Genomic DNA, 21,023 nt, shown 5'->3' on the forward strand with positions numbered 1-21,023 from the left:
GCGCACGCGCCGGCGCAGGGCGGTCCAGCGGCGAAGCACCCCATTGTCCGCGCGGCGGCGCGGCACCCGGTGCCTGTCCGGCGCCCAGCGCGGCCAGCCGGCCGCTTTCATTCCAGGCAGATTCCAGGCGCAGGAACGCGACCCGGTGCGCGGTGGATTCGGCCAGCCACGCGTCCAGTCCGGCCTGGTCGGTCCCGGCCCACCCGTCGCTTTCGCGTCGCGCGAGCCAGGCCGCCGCGGCCTGTTCAATCTGTCTGCTGCTGGCCATGTCCCGGTTCCCTTCCTGCGTCCTGCAAGGCCTGCCGCGCGCGGGCGCGCGTCCCGCCACCGCCGTAGAAATGTTCGGCAATCAGGCGGATTCCCTTGGCGACATGCTTTTCCACGGTCTTCTCGCTGATGCCCAGGCGCGAGGCCACCTCTTTCTGTGGCAGTTCCTCGACCCGGCGCAGCCAGATGACCTCCCGGCACCGGTCCGGCAGGCGGTCGAAAGCGTCGGCCAGGCGCTTGAGCACCTGCCGGCCGCCACACCACCGTTCGGGCGATACCTCGTCTATCAAGACGTTTATCGAGTCGAAATCACCCACTGTCTCGATCGACACCACCCGGCTGCGGCGCAGCCGGTCGGTCATCAGGTGGCGCGCGGTGGCGAACAGGAACGACTTGGGCGCGGTCGGCACCGACTTGCCGGCGGCCTCGTAGACCCGCACGTACACTTCCTGGCGCAGGTCGTGGATCTCTTCCCGATGCGGCCAGCAGCGGCGCAGGAAATGCACCAGCGCCTCCTCGTGGACGAGGATTTCGCGGGCGAACCAGGCGTCGGTGGATTCGGTCATGCCACGACATTACCCCAATCCGCGCGGGCCAACGACGGCCATCGATGCTGCACAGCAGCGACGACCGGGGGAGGGGAAGCGCGTATCCGTTCGTCTTCAATGCAGGTGCCCCCTGGAGTTCCATGATGCCGTCGACGTCGTCCCGCCGCCTGTTCCTGCAACGCTGCGCGCTTCTGATCCTGACGCTGGCCGCCGCTGTCGGCACGGCGACCGCCGGGGATGCGCCCGCCACGGACGCGTCGCGCCGCGACGGCTACCGCTACTTTGAAATCGGCGACCTCACCGCCACGCGACCCGGCGCGACCGAGGCCGGGCTGATGCTGGTCGGCGGCGGCGATTGGCCCTACGACGCCTTCCGCTGGATGATCGAAAAGGCCGGGCATGGCCGCATCGTGATCCTGCGCGCCTCCGGCACCGTCGAGGCGCAGGACGAATTCTTCAAGGACATCGGCGGCATCACCGCCGCGCAGACGCTGGTGTTCGACGATCGCCGCGCCGCCAGCGATCCGGAAGTGCTGCGCATCGTGCGCGAGGCCGACGGCATCTTCCTGGCCGGCGGGGACCAGTCCAACTACGTGCGCTTCTGGAAAGGCACGCCGCTGAACGAGGCGCTGGACGCCCACGTGCGCGCCGGCAAGCCCATCGGCGGCACCAGCGCGGGCCTGGCGATCCTGGGGGCGTTCGCCTATGGCGCGATGGACGGCGGCAGCATCGTCTCGCCGACCGCGATGACCGACCCCGCGGGGTCGGAAGTCACCCTGGTGGATGATTTCCTGCACATGCCCTACCTGCAGAACGTGATCACCGACAGCCACTTCGGCGAACGGGATCGGCTGGGCCGCCTGATCGCCTTCGTCGCCCGGCTGTCGGCCGAACAGAAGCGCACGGACCTGGCCGGTATCGGCATCGACGAATACACCGCGCTGTGCATCGACGCCAGCGGCATCGCCCGCGTCCACAGTGGCGACGGCGGCCATGTCTGGCTGGTGCGCCCGCAGCGCCAGGCCGACGTGTTCGCCGCCGGCAAGCCGCTGACCTTCCGCGACGTGCCGGTCATCGGCCTGGATACCGGCAGCACGCTGCGGTTTCCGGACTTCAGCGTCGAGCATCCGGCGTTCGAGCGCCGCATCGATGTGGTGAACGGCGTCCTGGGCGACGCCGCGCGCACCGCCTCGCTAGAATCAACCCCCTGAACCACTGCCATTCCGGAATGACTGCCATGACGAACCTGTTGCGTGCGTGCTGCCTTGCGTTGTTGGGAATGGCGGGCACCGCCATCGCCGCGGATGCGGATCGGCCGGTGCTGGTCATCCACGGCGGCGCGGGCGTGGAGCGTGGCGATCTCGCTCCCGAGGAAATCGCCGCCGCGCGCAAATCAATGGAAGAAGCGCTGCGCGCCGGCCACGCCCAGCTTGCCGCCGGCAAGCCGGCGCTGGACGCGGTGGCCGCCGCGATCACCGTGATGGAGGACGCGCCCAGCTTCAACGCCGGACGCGGCGCGGTGTTCACCCATGACGGCAAGAACGAACTGGACGCCTCGATCATGGACGGTGCCAGCGGCAAGGCCGGCGCGGTGGCCGGCGTGCACCGGGTCAAGAATCCGATCCAGCTGGCGCGGCTGGTGATGGACAAGTCCAGGCACGTGATGATGGTTGGCGACGGCGCCGAGGCCTTCGCGACCGAGCAGGGCGTGACCCTGGTGGATCCGTCCTACTTCCGCACCGAGAAGCGCTGGCAGCAGCTGCAGAAGGCGCTGAAGGAAGAGGCCTCCGGACAGGCGCATGCGGATCTGGAAACGGCCAAGCATTTCGGCACCGTGGGCGCGTTGGCGCTGGATGCGCAGGGCAAGCTGGCTGCGGGAACCTCGACCGGTGGCATGACCAACAAGCGCTACGGCCGGGTCGGCGATTCGCCGATCATCGGCGCCGGTACCTATGCCGACGCGCGCTGCGCGGTATCGGGCACCGGCTGGGGGGAGTACTACATCCGTGCGGTCGCCGCGCACGACATCTGCGCGCGCGTGCGCTACGGCGGCCAGGACATCGCCAGCGCCGCCAGGGCGGTGATCAACGACGAGATTCCCAAGGCCGGCGGCGACGGCGGCGCGATTGCGCTGGGCGCCGACGGCAGCATCGCCTTCCCGTTCAACACCGAGGGCATGTACCGCGGCTGGATCGGCGCCGACGGCGTGCCGCACGTGGCGATCTTCGCCGACGACCCGCTGCCGATGCCGAAGAAGTAAGCCCGCTGAAATCCCGAACCTGTGGGAGCGACGTGAGTCGCGAATCAGATGCCCGGTAGCGCATGGCGCGAAAAGCTCGCGACTCACGTCGCTCCCACAGGAAGGTGTTCCCGCAGGGCGACAGGCGTGCCGAAGATCGGACACTTGTAGGAGCGACGTAAGTCGCGACCGTATCCCTTGAAGATCACGGGTCGCGACTTACGTCGCTCCTGCAGGCGCAAGCGCTGAATCAGCCCTGCGACCACACCGCCAGTTCGTAGCCGTCGCGATCCAGGAAGTGGAAGCGGCGGCCGCCGGGGAAGGCGAAGATGGGCTGGCTGATGCGTCCGCCGGCAGACTCGACCGCGCTCTGGCTGGCTTCCAGCTCATCCGACTGGATCACGATCAGCGCGCCGCCCGGGCGCGGCTCGCCATGCGCGAAGCCGCCGGTCAGCCGGCCATCGCGGAACTCGCAGTAGTCCGGGCCGTAATCCTGGAAGGTCCAGCCGAACGCCTTGCCGTAGAACGCCTTGGCAGTGGCGATCGAAGCGACGTTGAACTCGACGTAGTCGATGCGATGGTGGTGGGATTCGCTCATGGCGCGGCTCGTGTGGAGGGCGGGCGCGCAGTATCGCGCGATGGCCGGACGGCGTCTTGGAAAAAACGGCCAGCTCAGCCGTGCCGCTGCGCCAGCAAGTCGGTCGGTGTCAGTCCGGTGAGCAGGCGGGTGTCGCGGACCAGGTGCGAAGCATCGCCGTAACCGGCGTCCAGCGCGCGTCGCAGCAACGGCAGATCCGCCGGCGTACGCAGGAAGCGTTGCAGGCGCAGGATCCGCGCCAGCGTCTTGGGGCCGTAGCCGAAGGCATCGTGGCAGCGCCGCCGCAGGGTGCGTTCGCCGATGCCCAGTTCGCGCGCGAGCCTTGCCGGCGACGCGGCATCGGAATGAGCCAGGCGAGTGAACAGCGCGCGCATGGCGGGATCCGCAGTCGGCAGGCCCTGCCGGGCGACCGCGTGTTGCAGGGACCGCAGGCGATCCGCGGGATCGGCGGCATCGAAGGCCAGCCCATCGGTCAGCCGGCGCGCCCGCCGTCCCCACAGATCGCGCAGCGCGACCCGCTGGCCGGTGATGTTCCGCAATGGCAGGCCAAGGAACGCCTGCGCCGCGCCCGGCGCGAACCGGATCGCGGTCAGCAACGCGCCGGGCGCGATGGATGCCGTTTGCGCGATCGGATCCGGCCCGGCCACGAACACCTCGTCATCCGCCCAGATCAGATCGACGCAGCCGTCGGGGATGACCAGCACCTCCGCTGCCGGCCGCGACGGCGCCTGGTAGGTCCAGGCGCAGGCCAGGCCCGCGCGCAGCGGCGCGGCCGGCGCGACCTCGCGGTAGGCGGAAGGAGGAAGGTCGGAGGCGGCGTCGCGTGGCATGGTGTGCGCCACAGGTTACGCGCTTCCATCGTCAGCCTTCATCCCCGGAATCGGCGCGCCGCAGTTCCAGCCAGTGGTTGAGCGCGAACACGAAGTACGGATCCAGCACGCCCGCGGGTCCCTTCGGTCCGGACCAGGCCATCGCCTCGCCCGCGAGCGCGTCGCCGCGCAGTCGCAGATCCACGCGCAGCGCATGCCGGCGCCGCCGCGCGTCGGCGGTCGGCACCTGGCTGAGCGTGTAGCCGCGCAGGCGTCCGTCTTCGACTTCCACCTTGTCGAGCAGGCTCCACAGCTGATCGCCCAGCCGGAACAGCGCACGGCCATCTTCCAGTACGCGTAGCCGCGCGGGCACCGGCCCCTCATAGGTATGCAAGGTGCCCGACCAGTCGCCGCGCCATTCGGACGGCGCGGTGCCGATCGGCGCCGGCCGCGGTGCGGAAGCGGTGGCGGGGCCGGCGGCGGCGGCGGCGGCGGCCTGCGCGCGCCAGCCCGGCAGCAACTGCTGGAAGATCCGTTCGCGCACCTGCGCCACTGGTGCGCCGGACACGTTGCCCAGCACCGCCACCACCAGGCCTTCGGACGGCACCATCGTCAACGAAGCGGAGACACCGGACATCGAACCGCCATGTTCGTACCAGCGATAGCCGCCGTCGTCGATTACCTCCAGCCCGATGCCGTAGCGGGCATGCGGATTGGTGCGGAAGGCGTTCTCGACCATCGCGGCGCGGTGCCGGGCATCGAGGATTTCGCGTTGCCCCGGCAGCGGCCGGCCGAGGAAGAACAGCCCGAACCGGGCCAGATCCGGCGCGCTGGCGTACATCGCCGCGGCGCCGGGCTCGGCGAAGCCGTAGAACGGAATCGGTTCGCGCTTGCCGCCATAGCGCGCCGCCGCGTGCCGCTCCAGGCCGGGTCCGGTGTCGATGGAGGAATGCCGCATGCCGAGTGGTTCGAACACCCGTGTTCGCAGTGCATCGCTATAGGACTGGCCGGTGACCCGTTCGACGACATGGCCAAGCAGGCCATAGCCGAAATTGTTGTACTCGTGAACCTCGCCAGCGCGACGGTACAGATGCCCATAACGCTGGATGGATTGCGCCATCGGCGGAATCAGCGCGCGCTCGGATTCGCCATAGAAGAATTGCTCGGCCGTGCCCAGCCCGGACGTGTGGTTGGCGACGTGGCGGATGGTCGCCGCGTCGGCGTCGTCGACCCACGAATGCAGCCCGGCCTCGCCCAGATGCCGGTTGACGGGATCGTCCAGGGCGATGCGGCCTTCCTGCACCAGCGTCATCAGCGCGACCGCGGTGAAGGTCTTGGTCACCGAGGCCAGCGAATACATCGTGTCGGCATCGGCGGCGATGCCGCGTTCGCGATCGGCCACGCCGAAGCCTTCGGTCCACAGCAGGCGGCCGTCCTTCGCCACCGCCACCGACATCGCCGGCACGTCGCGTTCCTGCATGCGCGTGCGGATGTATTCGCGCACCGGCGCAAAGTCCGGCTCGGCGGCGTGGGCGGACAGCAGGGACAGGCACGGCAGGGGCAGGCACAGCAACAGCAACAGCGCCGCGCAAGTTTGGCGGACACGTGAAAAACAGGGGAAAGACAGCAACATCGACAGACTCCGGGAGCAATCCAGTGAACCGGCGCACGTTCGTCGTGCGCGGTGTTCCGAAGTTGTCGGCGGATACTGTCCGGAGCGGACAGGGTAGGCGAACGCGTGCGCGGCTTCAAACGCGCGGCGCGCTCAGCGTTCGGAATGCCCGCTGTCGTCGTAGTCGCGGCGGGTGAACAGATCCGGATGGATCAGCTCGATGAAGGCGCGCGCCTGCGGTGACAGGAACTTGCCCTTGCGCACGATCACGCCGTAGCTGCGCGCAGGAAACCAGTCGCTGAGCGAACGCGTTGCCAGTCTGCCGCGATCGGCGTCGGTCAGGCAGATCGAACTGACGATCGACACGCCCATGCCCATCGCCACGTATTGCTTGATCACTTCCCAGCCGCCGACTTCCAGCGCCACCGTGTAGGGCACGCGGTGCTGCTGGAACACCAGGTCCACCAGCCGGTAGGTAATCTGGCGCTTGGGCGGAAGGATCAGTCCGTAGGGCGAAATGTCGGCGAGTTCGAGTCGCGGCTTGTTCGCCAGCGGATGATCCGGCGGAGTGATCAGCAGCGGTTCGAACCGGTAGATCGGTGCGTAGCTGAGATCGGCGGGCACATCCATCATCGAGCCGACCGCCAGATCCACCGCGTCTGAGCGCAGCAGATCGGTGCCGTCGGCGGTGATCGCGTTATGCAGGGTCAGGCGCACGTCCGGGTGCTGCTGGCGGAACAGTTCGACGATGCGCGGCAGCAGGTACAGGATGGTGGAGCTGTTGGCGGCGATGTTCAGTTCGCCGGCGTCCAGCCCGGCGACCTTGTCGTGGAAGGTCGCCTCCAGACCGTCGATGCCCTCGACCAGCGGCTGGGCCAGCTCATACAGCAGTTGCCCCTCGCGGCTGGGACTCAGGCGCCGGCCGCTGCGCTCGAACAGCACCACCCCCAGGTCTCGCTCCAGCGCCTGCAATTGCAGGGTGATGGCCGGCTGGCTGACGAACAGCGCCTCGGCCGCCCGCGATACCGAGCCCAGCCGGACGGTCTGGCAGAACGCCCGCAGGGGCTTCAGCCGGTCCGACTTGTAGGCAAATCGCAGCGTGGGCGGGCGTTTTTCAGGCATTCTGGCCGAAATATAAGTTCAGCTTATTAAGTGCATTGACAAAACTGTTTTGTCAAATAGTATGCTGCGGCGCACGGTGGACCTCCAAGCAGCAGGAGTCCCGAAATGTCCGCCGCCGTTGCCCTGAGCCAATCCGAACCCGCGTCCCGCCCCACGCCCGGCATCAGCCTGACCGTCCGCCATCACGAGCAGGCCGCGCTGTTGCCGCCCGCCGCCTTGGCGCTGCTCGTCTCGCTGCACCGTGCGATCGAGCCCGGCCGGCAAGCCCGGCTGGCCGCGCGCCGCCAGCGGCAGGCGTTCTTCGATGCCGGCGGCCTGCCGGACTTCCGCGACGACACCCGCGCCATCCGCGAGGGCGACTGGCGGGTCGCGCCGCCGCCGGCGGCGCTGCTGGATCGCCGGGTCGAGATCACCGGGCCGGTGGATCCCAAGATGGTGATCAACGCGCTGAACTCCGGCGCGAAGGTCTACATGGCCGACTTCGAGGATTCGACCGCGCCGACCTGGCACAACCTGCTGATCGGCCAGCAGGCCCTGATCGGCGCGGTGCGCGGCGACCTGACCCACACCGCACCCAACGGCAAGCGGTATGCGTTGAAGCCGTTCGATGAGCAGGCCGTGCTGCTGGTGCGCCCGCGCGGCTGGCATCTGGACGAGAAGCACGTGCTGATCGATGGCCAGCCGATCGCCGGCGGTCTGTTCGATCTGGCCGTGTATGCCTTCCACAACGCGCGCGCGCTGGCCGAGCGCGATCGCGGCCCGTATTTCTACCTGCCCAAGCTGCAGAGCATGGAGGAGGCCGCGCTGTGGGAGACCGCGCTGTCGCACATCGAGGCCGCGCTGGGCCTGCCGCAAGGTCAGATGAAGGTCACCGTGCTGATCGAGACGCTGCCGGCGGTGTTCGAGATGCATGAGATCCTGCACGCGCTGCGGGATCGCATCGTCGGCCTGAACTGCGGCCGCTGGGACTACATCTTTTCCTACATCAAGACCTTCCGCCGCCATCGCGACCGGGTGCTGCCCGAGCGCGGCCAGGTGACCATGACCCAGCCGTTCCTGAAGGCCTATTCGGAACTGCTGATCCAGACCTGCCACCGCCGCGGCGCGCATGCGATGGGCGGCATGGCCGCGCAGATTCCGATCGGCAACGACGAGGCGGCCAACGAACAGGCGCTGGCGCGGGTGCGCGCGGACAAGCTGCGCGAGGTCACCGCCGGCCACGACGGCACCTGGGTGGCGCATCCGGCGCTGATCCCGATCGCGCGCGCCATCTTCGACGAACACATGCCCACGCCGAACCAACATGGCGTGCTGCGCGAGGACGTGCGGGTGGGCCGCGACGATCTGATCCGCCCAAGCACCGGCACCATCACCCGTGCCGGTTTCGAGGGCAACGTCGAGGTCTGCGTGCGCTACCTGGCCGCCTGGCTGGACGGCAACGGCTGCGTACCGATCCATTGGCTGATGGAGGACGCCGCGACCGCCGAGATCGCGCGCACCCAGATCTGGCAGTGGCTGCACACGCCCGGCCTGCACCTGGCCGACGGCACCGCGATCGACTTCGCCCTGCTCGACGCCACCCTGCGCAACCTGCCGGCCCGCCTGGGCGACCGCGCGGCGCTGCCCGGCGGCGACAGGGTCGACGAGGCCATCGGCCTGCTCGACGCATTGAGCCGCAGTGAAGACCTGGCCGAATTCCTGACCCTGCCCGCCTACACCCGCATCGACTGAACCCCCATTTCCGGAGAATACCCATGAACAAGCTGCCCACCGCCCAGGACATCCAGAAGGACTGGGACACCAATCCGCGCTGGCAAGGCATCACCCGCAACTACAGCGCCGATGACGTCGTGCGCCTGCGCGGCACCATTCCGGTCGAGCATTCGATCGCGAAGATCGGCGCCGAGAAGCTGTGGAACTACCTGCAGACCGAGGACTTCATCAACGCGCTGGGCGCGCTGACCGGCAACCAGGCGATGCAGCAGGTCAAGGCCGGTCTGAAGGCGATCTACCTGTCCGGCTGGCAGGTCGCGGCCGACGCCAACCTGGCCGGCCAGATGTATCCGGACCAGTCGCTGTATCCGGCCGACTCGGTACCGGCGGTGGTCAAGCGCATCAACAACACCCTGCTGCGCGCGGATCAGCTGCATCACGCCGAGGGTGACGACAGCACCGACTTCCTGCAACCGATCGTCGCCGACGCGGAAGCCGGCTTCGGCGGCGTGCTGAACGCGTTCGAGTTGATGAAGGCGATGATCGAGGCGGGCGCGGCCGGCGTGCACTTCGAGGATCAGCTGGCCAGCGTCAAGAAGTGCGGCCACATGGGCGGCAAGGTGCTGGTGCCGACCCGCGAGGCGGTGGAGAAATTGAACGCCGCGCGCCTGGCCGCCGACGTGATGGGCGTGCCGACCCTGCTGGTCGCGCGAACCGACGCCGAGGCCGCCGACCTGCTGACCAGCGACATCGACGCCAACGACCAGCCGTTCACCACCGGCGAGCGCACCGTCGAGGGCTTCTTCAAGACCCGCAACGGCCTGGACCAGGCGATCAGCCGTGGCCTGGCCTACGCACCCTACGCGGATCTGGTGTGGTGCGAGACCGGCAAGCCGGACCTGGAGTTCGCGCGCAAGTTCGCCGAGGCGATCCACGCGAAGTTCCCCGGCAAGCTGCTGGCCTACAACTGCTCGCCCTCGTTCAACTGGAAGAAGAACCTGGACGACGCCACCATCGCCAAATTCCAGAAGGAAATCGCCAGCTACGGCTACAAATTCCAGTTCATCACCCTGGCCGGCTTCCACAGCCTGAACTACTCGATGTTCAACCTGGCCCACGGCTATGCGCGCCGCCAGATGAGCGCATTCGTGGAACTGCAGGAAGCCGAGTTCGCCGCCGCCGACAAGGGCTTCACCGCGGTTAAGCACCAGCGCGAGGTCGGCACCGGTTACTTCGACGCGGTCACGCAGGCGATCCAGCAGGGCCAGTCCTCGACCACCGCGCTGAAGGGCTCGACCGAGGAGGAGCAGTTCGCGGAGAAGGCGGCGTAGTCCACGAGGGCCAAGCACATGAAAGAAGAACGCCGGGTCGCCCGGCGTTCTTTTTTCCGATGGTTGAGATCACAACAAAAAAAGTGATGCAACTAACTCATTTTTGAACTGTGTCCGCGTTCCGGACGCGCGAGTGAAAGCGATGCCTAGGATGAGGCTCGCAAGTTCAAGGAACGGAATCCGTGGGAAGTGATACAAGAAGAAAGACGGAAACTCGCCGTATTGAAAGTGTGCTGATGGGTTGCGGTCTCTTGTTCGCGGGGCTGCTGTTTCGTCCGGCCAACGCAGGAGTCATCCTTGATGCCAGTAGTCATGGGAGCACCAGATACGGGCTCGCCATGCGGCCAGCCGGCGGCGATGACTTCGATGATGAACAGGGTCTTTTTTTTGGCGTCCCGGAACCCGCACCACTTACCCTCGAAACTCGCCGAGATTTTCTGGAATCGGAGTCCCCTGGGGGAGCGCATCATGTCCAATCGGCCAGTCGCCATGGATGGGATGTCCGAGCAGCGCGCGCGCGCTCGGTGGGATATCGCAAGACCGAGACCATCGAATATCACGATGACACCGGGCTATGGGTGCTGGGACAAGTCAAGCGAACGACGACCAATGGCGTGGAAACCAGCCGGACCGAGTACGGCTGGAAAGCTCTGCCGTCGAGGACTTATGCGTTCGGCAAACAGCAACAGACTCTTGGTTACTACGCTGACGGCAACCTGAAGTCAGCGAAGGATGGCAACGGAAATGCGACCACTTACAGCGGCTGGAAGCGCGGCATTCCGCAGCGCATCACCCATGCCGACGGTACATCCAGAACGGCGGCCGTGAATGATGCTGGCTGGATCATCTCGACCACGGATGAGAATGGTTACAAGACCTGTTACGGTCATGACGCGATGGGAAGGCTTTCACGCCTGATCCATCCTTCCGAGACTCGGGCAGGCATTTGCGATGCCGGTAGGTGGGCAGCGACGACACAGGTATTCGAACCGGTGGCCCGGGCGGAGTACGGACTGGCCGCTGGCCACTGGAGGCAGACGACCAGTAGCGGCAACGCACGCAGGGTGAGCTACTACGACGCGCTGTGGCGTCCATTGTTGGTGCGTGAATACGACGTGGCGAATCTGGCGGGAACCCAACGTTTCAGCCGGTTCGCTTACGACCACGAGGGAAGAACGACGTTTGCCTCTTACCCGGGTTCGACCGAGAGGCTGACCGCTGGCATCTGGACGGAGTACGACGCCCTGGGCCGGGTGACGTCCGTGAGCCAGGACAGCGAATTGGGTCCGCTGACCACCATCACCCAGTACCGGGGCGATGCAACGGGCGCATTTGTGCGCACCATCAGCCCGCGGGGCGTAGTGACGGTGACCCGCCACCAAGCCTTCGATCGGCCCAGCTACGACACCCCGGTACTTGTCGATCAGGGTCAGAACCTGACCGAGCGGGTAGGCATCGACATCACCCGGGACGTGTTCGGAAAGCCACTGTCCATCCGCAAACGCGATGCGGCCGGGACGGTCGCGGTGACCCGCAGATTTACCTACAACAGCGCCCAGGAACTGTGCAAAATCATCGAGCCTGAGACCGGCACGACGGTGTATGGCTATGACGGAGCGGGCAATCTGGCCCACTCAGCGATGGGCTTGCGGGGATTTGGAGACGCTGCCTCCTGTAGTGGCAAGGGAGGCTGGCTCCAGGTGAAGTCACGGGCGGCCATGCGCACTTACGACGCGCGCAACCGGGTCAAGACGCTGGTATTCCCGGACGGGCGGGGCAACACTACCCACACGTATACGCCGGATGGCCTGCTGGCCAGCACGGCGGTGGACAACGATGGCACCAACGTGGTGACCACCAGCTATGGCTACAACCGCCGCCGCCTGCCCACCAGCGAGCGGATGCAGTGGGGCGGGATCAACTGGGGTATCGGCTACGGCTACGACACGTTGGGCCATCTTGCATCGCAGAGCTACCCAAATCGGCAGAGCGTGCATTTCGCACCCAATGCGTTGGGCCAGGCGACCCGGGCCGGCACCTACGCCACCGGGGTGCAGTACTACCCCAATGGGGGGATGAAGCAGTTCACCTACGGCAATGGCGTCGTCCACACCATGACCCAGAACGCGCGCCAGTTGCCGGCACGCAGCACCGACAGCAACGGGGTGCTGGACCTGGGCTATCTCTACGACAAGCACGCCAACGTCATCGGCATCACCGACTACACGACCGGTGCGCGCCAGAGCCGCGCCATGATTTACAACGGGCTAGACCAGCTGGTCCGGACCACCGGCCCCAGCTTCGGCACGGCCAACTACAGTTACAACGTGTTGGACAACCTGACCTCGGTGAAGGTGACCGCTGGCAGCCATGTACGCAACCACACGTATCACTATGACGCCACAAACCGGCTCACCAGCGTGACCAATACGGTGGGCGGGGCCACGGTGATGGGGCTGGGTTATGACGTGCAGGGCAATCTGCGTAACCAGAACGGCCGGGTGTTCAACTTTGATTTCGGCAACCGGCTGCGCGGCGTCAATGGCGTGGCCAGCTATGTGTATGACGGCCATGGCCGACGGGTGCGGGACTACACCACGGCCAGCAAGTACAGCCTGTACAGCCAGAGTGGGCAACTGGTGTTTGACTCGGATGCCCGGGCGGGCAAGTCGAGCCAGTACGTGTACCTGGGCGGCAGCCTGGTGGCGGTGCGGGAGGTGGCCGGTAGCGTGGCGACGGTGAAGTACCAGCATACCGATGCGCTGGGCACGCCCATCGCGGTGACGGACGCGGCCAAGGCCATCGTCCAGACCAGCGAGTACGAGCCCTACGGGCAGCTGACCAACCGAACACTGACGGACGGGCCGGGCTTCACCGGGCATGTGCAGGATGCGGCCACCGGGCTGACCTACATGCAGCAGCGGTATTACGACCCGGTCATCGGGCGGTTCCTGTCGGTGGACCCGGTGACCGCGTACTCCAGTCCGGGTGCCAACTTCAACCGGTACCGGTATGCGAACAACAATCCGTACAAATTCATCGATCCGGATGGGCGAAAGGCCAAGCCAATTGATCCGAATGCCAGGACTGGTTGTGGCAGTTCGTCCTGCCCATCAGGAGGCAATAAAAGAACCAGAGATTGGGATCCATCGAAAGGACGCGGATCAGACCGAATAGATACCTCGGATGGTCCTCGAGTGTGGGTAAGCCCTACAGGAAAAGGAATTCGGGGATGCGATGGGTATGGATGTGGTCACAACGGAGCTCGTCGAGCTGGAGGAGCCAGGCAACATCTAGGGAGCGACTTCGTCTCCGATGCAGGTCAGACCGTACGTGCGCCAACAAATGGGTTGATAGAGCGCAGATCAAATCCATATGCAGATGACGCTCGCTACACGGGACTACAACTACGAACAGACGAAGGAATAGTAGTGAAGTTATGGTACGTGAGCCCTAAGGCGCAGATAGTAGGGTCTGAAGTCGCGGTCGGGCAGGAAATTGGTACGGCCCAGGATCTGTCAACAAAGTATAGAGGAAACATGACAAATCACGTTCATGAGAGGATCACTTCGCCGGAAGGAAAAAACGTAGATCCCGCCTCAATAACATGGCCACTTGAATAGATTGAAGGAAGACTATGTCAAGGATACTCGTGTGCCTAATGGTTTTTCTGATTCAATCTTGTTCTATAGCTGGAATAAAAAAGTTCGAAGGTTCTTATTTCTGGGGAGTGGAGGAAGAAGTGCTGGTTTCGTGCGGGGGAGAATCATTCTGGCTTGAAGGAAGTCCATCCGATCTCGGACCTTTTAGGGATATTGTTCGTAAAGAAAAAGAAAGCGGTTCTGACAAGCCTATCTTTGTCGAACTACTGGCAACCGAGGGGAAAAAAGCCACTGACGGATTCGCCATGGACTATGAAGGCGTTCTGGTGATAAGAAAGATCAGGCTGATATCTAAGAATGTTCCAGAGAGGTGCCATTTTGAAGATGTGACGGAAAATCAGTAGGGCATCAATTCCGCGTGAAAACGTATCGAGCTATGCACTAAAGGCAATGCCGAAGAAGCGAAAACAACTGGTGCATCTCGCGCATTTAAATCCAGAACTGTTAGGGGTGTATTTCGGTCTCAATAGGGGCGAAATCAAGGGCGACTCGACAACTAGAGGCGCCGTGGCAATGAATAGATACTTGTTAGTACTTGTGGTTTTGCTTTTTGCCTGCACGGGTGACGGGGACGTGGAATCACAGACTAGAGTCGTCCAGAAGATCTCAAGTCAAGGTGACTACATGATCAACTCCAGTTCTGGGAGTCTGGGGGGGGCCTATGTAGGGATGAGCCAATCCGAGCTTTCATCCATGCGATATCCACAATCCCATGGCTCTTCGCTTCCAGAAGGAGAGGAGTATGAGGTCGTCAAAGTTACGCTTGGGCAGGTGGAAATAGACTGCATTCTTGATGAGAAAGGGAACGTCCATAGATTTTCAACCTATTCGATTTTGGTTCGCGATGAATGTGGTGCCGGTGTTGGGGCTAGAGTGGCTGAGCTGAAGGAAAAGTATCCCGGTGGAAAGATTCTGATCGGCGATGAGGATGGGCGATTTGCCAGCTTCGTAAATGGAAGCAGAGTTATATTCGTTCTAGATCAAAATAGCATTGATGATTCATGCTTCGACGATATGGAAAAGAAGTGCGGGCTCGATGAGCAGGACGTCAAAGTGAAGCAGCTGGTGGTTTCTTTTGCGGCCGCTGCGGCCTCGTGATGAAGGCGTGCGGGAGTCGGAAAAAGTGGCGGCGCTGAACATGGATATTTCAGTTGGACTGTCTCGCCGGTCGGAACCATGAGATCTGCTGCAGCTGTTATAGTTCTATCTTTCTTGTTGTCTGCATTTTGGGCGGACAATCAAGCATGGAAGAGAGGGCGTAGTTACAGGATTGATTTAGGGATCATTCCAATTGGGGCGAATCCGAACGATATAGATAAGTTTGCCGCTACAGATGCAAGCGGGAGGACAACTTTAGTGATTGCTCTGCCTGGGACGAGGATGGGATTCGCTATGCAATTTTCGATGGTGCGGTCTCTGTTGTTTCTGCGCACCGCAAAGAAGTATCTCATCGCTTACGACTTCCTGCCGGAATGATGTTTGGCGAGAAGATCGATGTTTCTGCAAACAAGGCTGGAAAATTCTTCCTCGTTCATTTTGATTCTTCGAAATCAAGCGATCGTACTGTTTATGTGTCAAGGGAGGATGTCCGATCTTCGTCGGGAAGATTGTTCGCTCTTGAACTCGTAGGAGACAGTCAAGGGCGTCTTGTCGAGGTTGTTCAGAGGACAGATTTCTGAAGATCTTCGCTTGGAACTTCAAGTGGAGGTCGGGCTATAGGAGGAAATATGCCAAGATCCCAATGGCGTGGTGAACAGCAAAAATATGTCGCCAATGTATGGCAAGTGGCGATGCCTGGCTCCCTAGAGAATCAGGTAGCAAAGCAATGAATTTTGGCGGCGTGCCATTCTTGGTTGGACTAAGCATAATCGCTGGATGCGCGCACGCCAGTTGCTTTGGTGGTCAGGTTGTTGACGAGGTTGAGATCCCATCTACTTTTCTTTCCTACCTGCGTGCGAGGGACGTTGATGCCGTTGCCTGCATGGCAAGGAATGAGAAGATCTTTGACCATGTTTCCATGGACTTCTTGGTGGGAAGCGACGGTTACGGGTTCCCGGTAAGGGAAGATTTGAGATCCGCCACTGTGATACTCAGCAATCAGGAAGTGATCACGAAGACAGTCACTCAGACAAATGATGACGGGTCAAAGGAAATTGATGTTGTCTATCTGCCGACTTCAACCGCAAGAACGTTCGAAGAACTGGACGCGATGGTAAGAAATGGTACGGCGGAGCCGTTTCTCAACTATGTCGTTTGCAGGTTTCACCTGGACAACGGCGAGGTATCGATGCCCCACGTCTGCTATGCCGCAAGTATCGAAACGCATGCCCCACCCGACCAGGAATCGGTGCAGGGCATGCTGGAATGTTGCTTTACTTCTTCACCGCCTGCTGATGCGACTTCAGCGCATCGGTCAGGCCCGGCACGCCGTCGGCGCCGGCCGGCACGCTGATGCTGGAGCCGGCGAAATCCTGGCCGATGGGTTCGGCGCGTCCGCCCAGGCACTGGGCCAGGAAGCCTTCGGTCACCGCGTTGAACGCCTTGCTGTTCTCGGGGCGGTGGAAGCCATGGCCTTCATCCGGGAACAGCACGTAGGTGACCGGGATCTTCTTGGCCTGCATCGCCTTGACGATCTGGTCGCTCTCGGCCTGTTTCACCCGCGGGTCGTTGGCGCCCTGGCCGATCAGCAGCGGTTTCTTGATCTGGTCGGCGCGGGTCAGCGGCGAGCGTTCGGTCAGCCACTTGCGGCCTTCCTCGGTGCGCGGGTCGCCCATGCGCTTGGCGAGCTGCTCGAAGAAGCTGGCCCAGTACGGCGGCACCGTGCTCAGCAGGGTGTTGAGGTTGGATGGGCCGACGATGTCGACGCCGCAGGCGAACGTGTCCGGGGTGAAGGTCAGGCCGGCCAGGGTGGCGTAGCCACCGTAGCTGCCGCCCATGATCGCCACCTTGTCGGAAGTGGTCACGCCCTGCTTGACCGCCCATTGCACGCCATCGATCAGATCGTCGTGCATCTTGGCGGCCCACTCGCCGTTGCCGGCGTTGGTGAATTCCTTGCCAAAGCCGGTGGAGCCGCGGAAATTGACCGACAGGACCGCGTAGCCGCGGTTGGCCAGCCACTGGTTGGTGTTGCTGTAACCGTAGGCGTTGCGCGACCACGGACCGCCATGCACCAGCAGCACCATCGGCACCGGCGTGTCGGCCTTGCCATCGTTGTTGGCGTCGGCGCCACGCGGCAGGGTCAGGTAGCTGACCAGGGTCTTGCCGTCGCGGGACGTAATCTCCACCGGCCATTGCGCCACCAGCGGCTTGCCATCGAGCTTCGGCTGCACCGAGAACAGCTTGGTCAGCTTGCCGGCGTCGCGGTCGTAGCGGTAAAAGACAGCCGGTGTCTGCGGAGCGGCGTAGACCACGATCCAGGTCTTGTCGTCGTGGGTGCGCGCGGCCACGCTGGTGTCGCCGGGACCGATGCCGCGAAGGCGCTCCAGATCCTTGGCGATGGACGGATCCACCACCTTCCATTCCTCGCGCAGGTAGTCCGAGGCGACCGCCTGAACCCGTCCGGTGACCGGATGGCTCAGCGAATCGCCGACGTCCGCGCGCGCGTCCTCGAACACCAGTTCGCGCTTGCCGCTGGCCACGTCGATGGCATACAGCGCGGCGGTGTTGCGCTTGCGCGAATCGGTGAAGTACAGGGTCTTGCCGTCGCTGGTCAGTCCGCCCGGACCGGTGGTCAGCGAATCCTCGAACGGCACATCGTCGAACTTGCTCCAGCCGCCCTTGCCGTCGGCGGCGAGCACATCCTGGCCACCGTCGGGTCGCGCGCGGGTGGCGAAGCGCAGGGTGTAGTCGGCGTCTGCGATGTAGCCGGCGATCTGGGCGTCGTTCTTCTGCACCAGCTCGCGCTTGCCGCTGGCCAGATCGACCTTGTAGAGATCGTGCCACTGCGGGTCGCGATCGTTCATGCCCACCAGGATCGTGTCCGGATGGCGATCGCTGACACCCGCGACCTGCGCGCGGGTCTTCGGAAACGGCGACAGATCCCTGGACTCGCCGGACTTCAGATCCACCGCGTAGAGATGGAAATCCTCGTCGCCACCGGTGTCGCGCAGATAGAGCAGGGTGTCGGTCCGGTAGGACCAGAAATACTGGCGGATGCCGCGTGCCTTGTCGGCGGTCACCGCGCGCGCCTGCGACGGATTGTCGGCGGGCGCCACCCACACGTTGGCCACGCCATCGACCGGCGCTACCCAGCTCAGGTAGCGGCCATCCGGGCTGATCTGCACATTGCTGCGCTCGGGATTGCCGAACAGGATCTCGCGCGGGATGAGTTCGACCTCGGACGATGCGACGGCGGCCTGTTGCGCGAAGGCGAACGGACTGACGAGTGCGGCGGACAGTGCTGTCGCGATCAGGGTGGTGCGGAGCATGGCGTTCCTCCTGGATGAGCCGTGTGGTGGCGGACGCGGCGTCGCCGCGAAAGCGCAGTAGACCACACGCCCCGGCGTCGCGGCGGAGTGTCGAAAGTCCGGGGGCCGGTTGGGTGCTTCCGCGAAAGGGAGGCTGGCGCCTCAGGGCAGCGGGCCGATCTCGGTGACCCTGGCCGACGCCACGCGGGCGGGTTCGGCAATGACATCGATGGCGACGATACGGCCGTCGCGCACGGCCATCCGGAACAGGGCGCGCGGTACGCCGTCCGGCGCCCAGATGGCGGCGGGCAGGCCATCGACCAGCGCGGCCTGTCCCGCCTGGGCGCGGCCGAGGAAGGCACTGGCCACCGCGTCGACGCCACGCTGTTCGCGTGCCAGCACCGGCGCGCCGTCGCCCTGCCTGTCCCGGCTGCCCTCGATGGCGGCGACATCGGCGCGCATCACCACGTCCGGTGCCAACAGGGACAGCAGGCCCTGGAGATTGCCGGTGCGCGAGGCGAGCAGGAAGGCATCGACCACCTGGCGGGCACGCGCGCGATCGGCCAGCGCGTCTGCGCCGGCACCCTGGACCCGGCGCCGCGCACGGCTGGCCAGCTGCCGCGTGGCTTCCACGCTGCGATCCAGCATGTGGGCAATCTCTTCGTACGGCACCGCGAACATGTCGTGCAGTACGAACGCCACGCGCTCGGCCGGGGCCAGCGTATCCAGCACGATCAGCATGGCCGGGCCGATCGAATCGGCCAGCAGCACCTCGTGTTCCGGACCGGCACTGGCATCGGCGGCGGGCAGCGCCGCGTCCGGCACCAGGTCCATCGATTCCTCGCTGCGCACCTTGCGCGCGCGCAGCAGATCCAGCGCCAGCCGGGTCACCACCGTCGTCAGCCAGCTGGCAAGATTGCCGACCTCGGTAGCGTCGGCACGATTCAGGCGCAACCACGCCTCCTGCACCACGTCCTCGGCTTCGGCGTGCGAGCCCAGCATGCGGAACGCAACGGCCTCGAGCCGGGTGCGGTTGGACTGGAACTGTTCGGCCAGTCGATGCAAATCTGTCATGGAGAAAGATCCTGGGAGAAACCGGTTTGACGCGCCAGCGGGCCGGGACGTGACGCAACGTTCGGAAAAAGAAACGATCCGCGATGATGGAGATGTATCCGTCACGCCGGCCGATGCCGGCGCGTCATGGGAATGACCACCAACCAAAGGAAGTTCCCATGCAAGCCCGTATGCCCAACCCCGCCGTCATCCACCACGATGCCATGAAGGCGCTGCTCGCGCTGCACCAGTCCACGCAAGGCAAGGGCATCTCCGATGCCCTGCTGCACCTCATCGACCTGCGGGTCAGCCAGATCAATGGCTGCAGCTTCTGCGTGGACATGCATGCCCGCGAATGCCGGCAGGCCGGTGAAACCGACGAGCGGCTGTTCGCCGTCGCGGTCTGGCGCGAAGCGCCGTGGTTCACCGAGGCCGAGCGCGCCGCGCTGGAACTGGCCGAGGCGGTGACCCGCATCGCCGACCGCGGCGATGCCGTCAGCGACGAGGTCTGGTCCCGCGCCCGGGCCCACTACGACGAAGCCGCATTGGCCTCGCTGCTGATCGCCATCGCCAACATCAACGTCTGGAACCGCCTGAATGTCGCCACGCGCCAGCCGGCCGGGCAGCGGGTGAGTTGATCCACGGTTCGCCGAATCACGGGCCGTTCCGCGCAAGGCCGATCCTGTGCGGCGAAGCGGAAGCGATGGCGCACGTCGGGGTGCTCCAGGAGAGTCGCCTGACCCTCAACGCCGGTCGAAGCCGACCGGCGAAGTGGCGGACACGGTATGCGCGCCGCGAACCACGAGATAGCCTCGCGTGGTCGTGGTCTTCTTGTTCAACGGCGCGCGCATCGCCGTCCAGACCTTGTCCAGATCCGCCCAGGCCGGTGGATACCGGTGGGCGGCGACGTCCAGGATGAGCAGGCGATCACTGGGCGCGTGATAGGCGGCGACCGGCGAAATGTGGCCCATGCGGACCTGGCCCAGATCCGCGCGTTGGTAGTTCACCAGCAGGTAGTCGCCCTCGCGGCGCAGGTTCTCGCGCGCCCGTTGCCGGAACGAGGCCCGGTCCGTCGCCGAGGCGAACACCACGTCCACCTGCGCGCCATGTGCGCGCAGCAGGCCGGCCAGTCCGTTGAGCGACATCCCTTTGAAACTCGTTTTCAGCGGACCCGGCCCGGCGTGGGGATAAGCGAACAGGGCGCGCGGGTCCCGCGGCGCGTCGGCGATGCCGGCTGCGTTGAGCACGGTGATGGCACTGGCCACGCCGCAATACGCCTTGCGCGTCTGCGGGACGAAACTGCCGGTCAATTCGTCATGGTCGGCGCGCTCGCTTTCGGCCAACAGGCGCCGGCCCAGCGGCGAGTCCAGCGGAATCAGATCCCCGGGCAACGCCAGCATCCGCGGTGCCGGCGCGCGCAGGTATTCGTTCCACACCGCGCCCGCGCCGCCCGCCACCGCGATCAGGACGACCGCAAACAATCCGACCAATCCCGCCCGCTTCATGGCGACCTCGGCTATGGCGAAAGCGCGCCGCCGCCGTTTTCGCGGCAGGCGGCCAAATGACTACAGCGCGAAATGGATGAAATGGCGGTGAAGCAACAGGTACCCGGCAATGCTGGAGTGAAACCGGAACGGGCATTCGAGCCGGATCTGCCGGCAGC

The 21,023-nt window shown here is 64.6% G+C and carries 18 protein-coding genes; 9 read left to right on the top strand and 9 right to left on the bottom strand.

Annotated features, from left to right (window positions below):
* A partial coding sequence (locus IQ458_RS16775) for a FecR/PupR family sigma factor regulator (protein ID WP_203323526.1) occupies positions 1-268 on the bottom strand: 268 nt, incomplete at its 3' end.
* The gene (locus IQ458_RS16780) at positions 246-833 is read right to left on the bottom strand and encodes an RNA polymerase sigma factor (RefSeq protein ID WP_183639606.1); all 588 of its coding nucleotides are present in this window, start codon (positions 831-833) and stop codon (positions 246-248) included. The genes IQ458_RS16775 and IQ458_RS16780, both read right to left, overlap by 23 nt.
* Before the next feature lie 125 nt (positions 834-958).
* On the opposite strand from IQ458_RS16780, the gene IQ458_RS16785 reads away from it, so the two are divergent.
* Together IQ458_RS16785 and IQ458_RS16790 are read left to right on the top strand one after the other, a co-directional pair.
* Entirely contained in the window at positions 959-2,026 is a 1,068-nt protein-coding gene (locus IQ458_RS16785; protein ID WP_203323527.1) for a cyanophycinase, read from the top strand.
* Between the two features lie 26 nt (positions 2,027-2,052).
* Positions 2,053-3,075 carry an isoaspartyl peptidase/L-asparaginase family protein gene (locus tag IQ458_RS16790; protein WP_235996920.1) on the top strand — a complete coding sequence of 341 codons (1,023 nt, stop codon included), beginning with the start codon at positions 2,053-2,055 and terminating at the stop codon, positions 3,073-3,075.
* Positions 3,076-3,304: 229 nt separating this feature from the next.
* Here IQ458_RS16790 and IQ458_RS16795 read toward each other — a convergent pair whose 3' ends face one another.
* The 4 genes from IQ458_RS16795 to IQ458_RS16810 all read right to left on the bottom strand — a co-directional run bounded on the left by IQ458_RS16795 (position 3,305) and on the right by IQ458_RS16810 (position 7,195).
* Positions 3,305-3,652 (bottom strand): VOC family protein, encoded by a 348-nt coding sequence (locus IQ458_RS16795; RefSeq protein WP_183639603.1) that lies wholly within the window; start codon positions 3,650-3,652, stop codon positions 3,305-3,307.
* Positions 3,653-3,726: 74 nt separating this feature from the next.
* A complete protein-coding gene (locus IQ458_RS16800; protein ID WP_203323529.1) occupies positions 3,727-4,482 on the bottom strand; it encodes a helix-turn-helix domain-containing protein in 756 nt (251 codons plus the stop codon).
* Between the two features lie 31 nt (positions 4,483-4,513).
* Positions 4,514-6,094, bottom strand: coding sequence for a serine hydrolase domain-containing protein (locus IQ458_RS16805; RefSeq protein ID WP_203323530.1), 1,581 nt, complete (start codon positions 6,092-6,094; stop codon positions 4,514-4,516).
* Positions 6,095-6,226: 132 nt separating this feature from the next.
* Positions 6,227-7,195 carry a LysR family transcriptional regulator gene (locus IQ458_RS16810; protein ID WP_183639600.1) on the bottom strand — a complete coding sequence of 323 codons (969 nt, stop codon included), beginning with the start codon at positions 7,193-7,195 and terminating at the stop codon, positions 6,227-6,229.
* Positions 7,196-7,300: 105 nt separating this feature from the next.
* Between IQ458_RS16810 and aceB the strand changes: the two genes are divergently transcribed.
* From aceB to IQ458_RS16840, 6 genes are all read left to right on the top strand, one after another.
* The gene (gene aceB / locus IQ458_RS16815; protein WP_203323531.1) at positions 7,301-8,926 is read left to right on the top strand and encodes a malate synthase A; all 1,626 of its coding nucleotides are present in this window, start codon (positions 7,301-7,303) and stop codon (positions 8,924-8,926) included.
* Positions 8,927-8,949: 23 nt separating this feature from the next.
* On the top strand, positions 8,950-10,239 hold the full coding sequence (aceA, locus tag IQ458_RS16820; RefSeq protein ID WP_203323532.1) for an isocitrate lyase: 1,290 nt from the start codon (positions 8,950-8,952) through the stop codon (positions 10,237-10,239).
* A gap of 182 nt (positions 10,240-10,421) precedes the next feature.
* Entirely contained in the window at positions 10,422-13,862 is a 3,441-nt protein-coding gene (locus IQ458_RS19930) for an RHS repeat domain-containing protein (protein ID WP_328805217.1), read from the top strand.
* A gap of 38 nt (positions 13,863-13,900) precedes the next feature.
* A complete protein-coding gene (locus tag IQ458_RS16830) occupies positions 13,901-14,245 on the top strand; it encodes a hypothetical protein (RefSeq protein WP_203323533.1) in 345 nt (114 codons plus the stop codon).
* Between the two features lie 70 nt (positions 14,246-14,315).
* Positions 14,316-14,999, top strand: coding sequence for a hypothetical protein (locus IQ458_RS16835; RefSeq protein ID WP_203323534.1), 684 nt, complete (start codon positions 14,316-14,318; stop codon positions 14,997-14,999).
* 727 nt (positions 15,000-15,726) lie between these two features.
* A complete protein-coding gene (locus tag IQ458_RS16840) occupies positions 15,727-16,353 on the top strand; it encodes a hypothetical protein (protein ID WP_203323535.1) in 627 nt (208 codons plus the stop codon).
* Here IQ458_RS16840 and IQ458_RS16845 read toward each other — a convergent pair.
* Positions 16,274-18,328 carry a S9 family peptidase gene (locus IQ458_RS16845; RefSeq protein ID WP_203323536.1) on the bottom strand — a complete coding sequence of 685 codons (2,055 nt, stop codon included), beginning with the start codon at positions 18,326-18,328 and terminating at the stop codon, positions 16,274-16,276. The two genes, IQ458_RS16840 and IQ458_RS16845, sit on opposite strands and share 80 nt — an antisense overlap.
* A gap of 141 nt (positions 18,329-18,469) precedes the next feature.
* Positions 18,470-19,381, bottom strand: coding sequence for a sigma-70 family RNA polymerase sigma factor (locus IQ458_RS16850; protein WP_203323537.1), 912 nt, complete (start codon positions 19,379-19,381; stop codon positions 18,470-18,472).
* A gap of 158 nt (positions 19,382-19,539) precedes the next feature.
* On the opposite strand from IQ458_RS16850, the gene IQ458_RS16855 reads away from it, so the two are divergent.
* The gene (locus tag IQ458_RS16855) at positions 19,540-19,998 is read left to right on the top strand and encodes a carboxymuconolactone decarboxylase family protein (protein ID WP_141455123.1); all 459 of its coding nucleotides are present in this window, start codon (positions 19,540-19,542) and stop codon (positions 19,996-19,998) included.
* A 105-nt stretch (positions 19,999-20,103) separates the two neighbouring features.
* Here IQ458_RS16855 and IQ458_RS16860 read toward each other — a convergent pair whose 3' ends face one another.
* Positions 20,104-20,841 (bottom strand): phytochelatin synthase family protein, encoded by a 738-nt coding sequence (locus tag IQ458_RS16860; protein ID WP_203323538.1) that lies wholly within the window; start codon positions 20,839-20,841, stop codon positions 20,104-20,106.
* Positions 20,842-21,023 lie beyond the last annotated feature (182 nt).

Source organism: Pseudoxanthomonas beigongshangi (assembly GCF_016820515.1).
Taxonomy (GTDB): domain Bacteria; phylum Pseudomonadota; class Gammaproteobacteria; order Xanthomonadales; family Xanthomonadaceae; genus Pseudoxanthomonas_A; species Pseudoxanthomonas_A beigongshangi.

Excerpts from the sequence above, each read along its gene's own strand:
- IQ458_RS16785 (WP_203323527.1), top strand. The coding sequence starts at position 959 with ATGCCGTCGACGTCGTCCCGCCGCCTGTTCCTGCAACGCTGCGCGCTT.
- IQ458_RS16850 (WP_203323537.1), bottom strand. The coding sequence starts at position 19,381 with ATGACAGATTTGCATCGACTGGCCGAACAGTTCCAGTCCAACCGCACC.
- IQ458_RS16795 (WP_183639603.1), bottom strand. The coding sequence starts at position 3,652 with ATGAGCGAATCCCACCACCATCGCATCGACTACGTCGAGTTCAACGTC.
- IQ458_RS16810 (WP_183639600.1), bottom strand. The coding sequence starts at position 7,195 with ATGCCTGAAAAACGCCCGCCCACGCTGCGATTTGCCTACAAGTCGGAC.
- IQ458_RS16845 (WP_203323536.1), bottom strand. The coding sequence starts at position 18,328 with ATGCTCCGCACCACCCTGATCGCGACAGCACTGTCCGCCGCACTCGTC.
- aceA (WP_203323532.1), top strand. The coding sequence starts at position 8,950 with ATGAACAAGCTGCCCACCGCCCAGGACATCCAGAAGGACTGGGACACC.
- IQ458_RS16780 (WP_183639606.1), bottom strand. The coding sequence starts at position 833 with ATGACCGAATCCACCGACGCCTGGTTCGCCCGCGAAATCCTCGTCCAC.
- IQ458_RS16830 (WP_203323533.1), top strand. The coding sequence starts at position 13,901 with ATGGTTTTTCTGATTCAATCTTGTTCTATAGCTGGAATAAAAAAGTTC.
- IQ458_RS16840 (WP_203323535.1), top strand. The coding sequence starts at position 15,727 with ATGAATTTTGGCGGCGTGCCATTCTTGGTTGGACTAAGCATAATCGCT.
- aceB (WP_203323531.1), top strand. The coding sequence starts at position 7,301 with ATGTCCGCCGCCGTTGCCCTGAGCCAATCCGAACCCGCGTCCCGCCCC.
- IQ458_RS16800 (WP_203323529.1), bottom strand. The coding sequence starts at position 4,482 with ATGCCACGCGACGCCGCCTCCGACCTTCCTCCTTCCGCCTACCGCGAG.
- IQ458_RS16790 (WP_235996920.1), top strand. The coding sequence starts at position 2,053 with ATGACGAACCTGTTGCGTGCGTGCTGCCTTGCGTTGTTGGGAATGGCG.
- IQ458_RS16855 (WP_141455123.1), top strand. The coding sequence starts at position 19,540 with ATGCAAGCCCGTATGCCCAACCCCGCCGTCATCCACCACGATGCCATG.
- IQ458_RS16805 (WP_203323530.1), bottom strand. The coding sequence starts at position 6,094 with ATGTTGCTGTCTTTCCCCTGTTTTTCACGTGTCCGCCAAACTTGCGCG.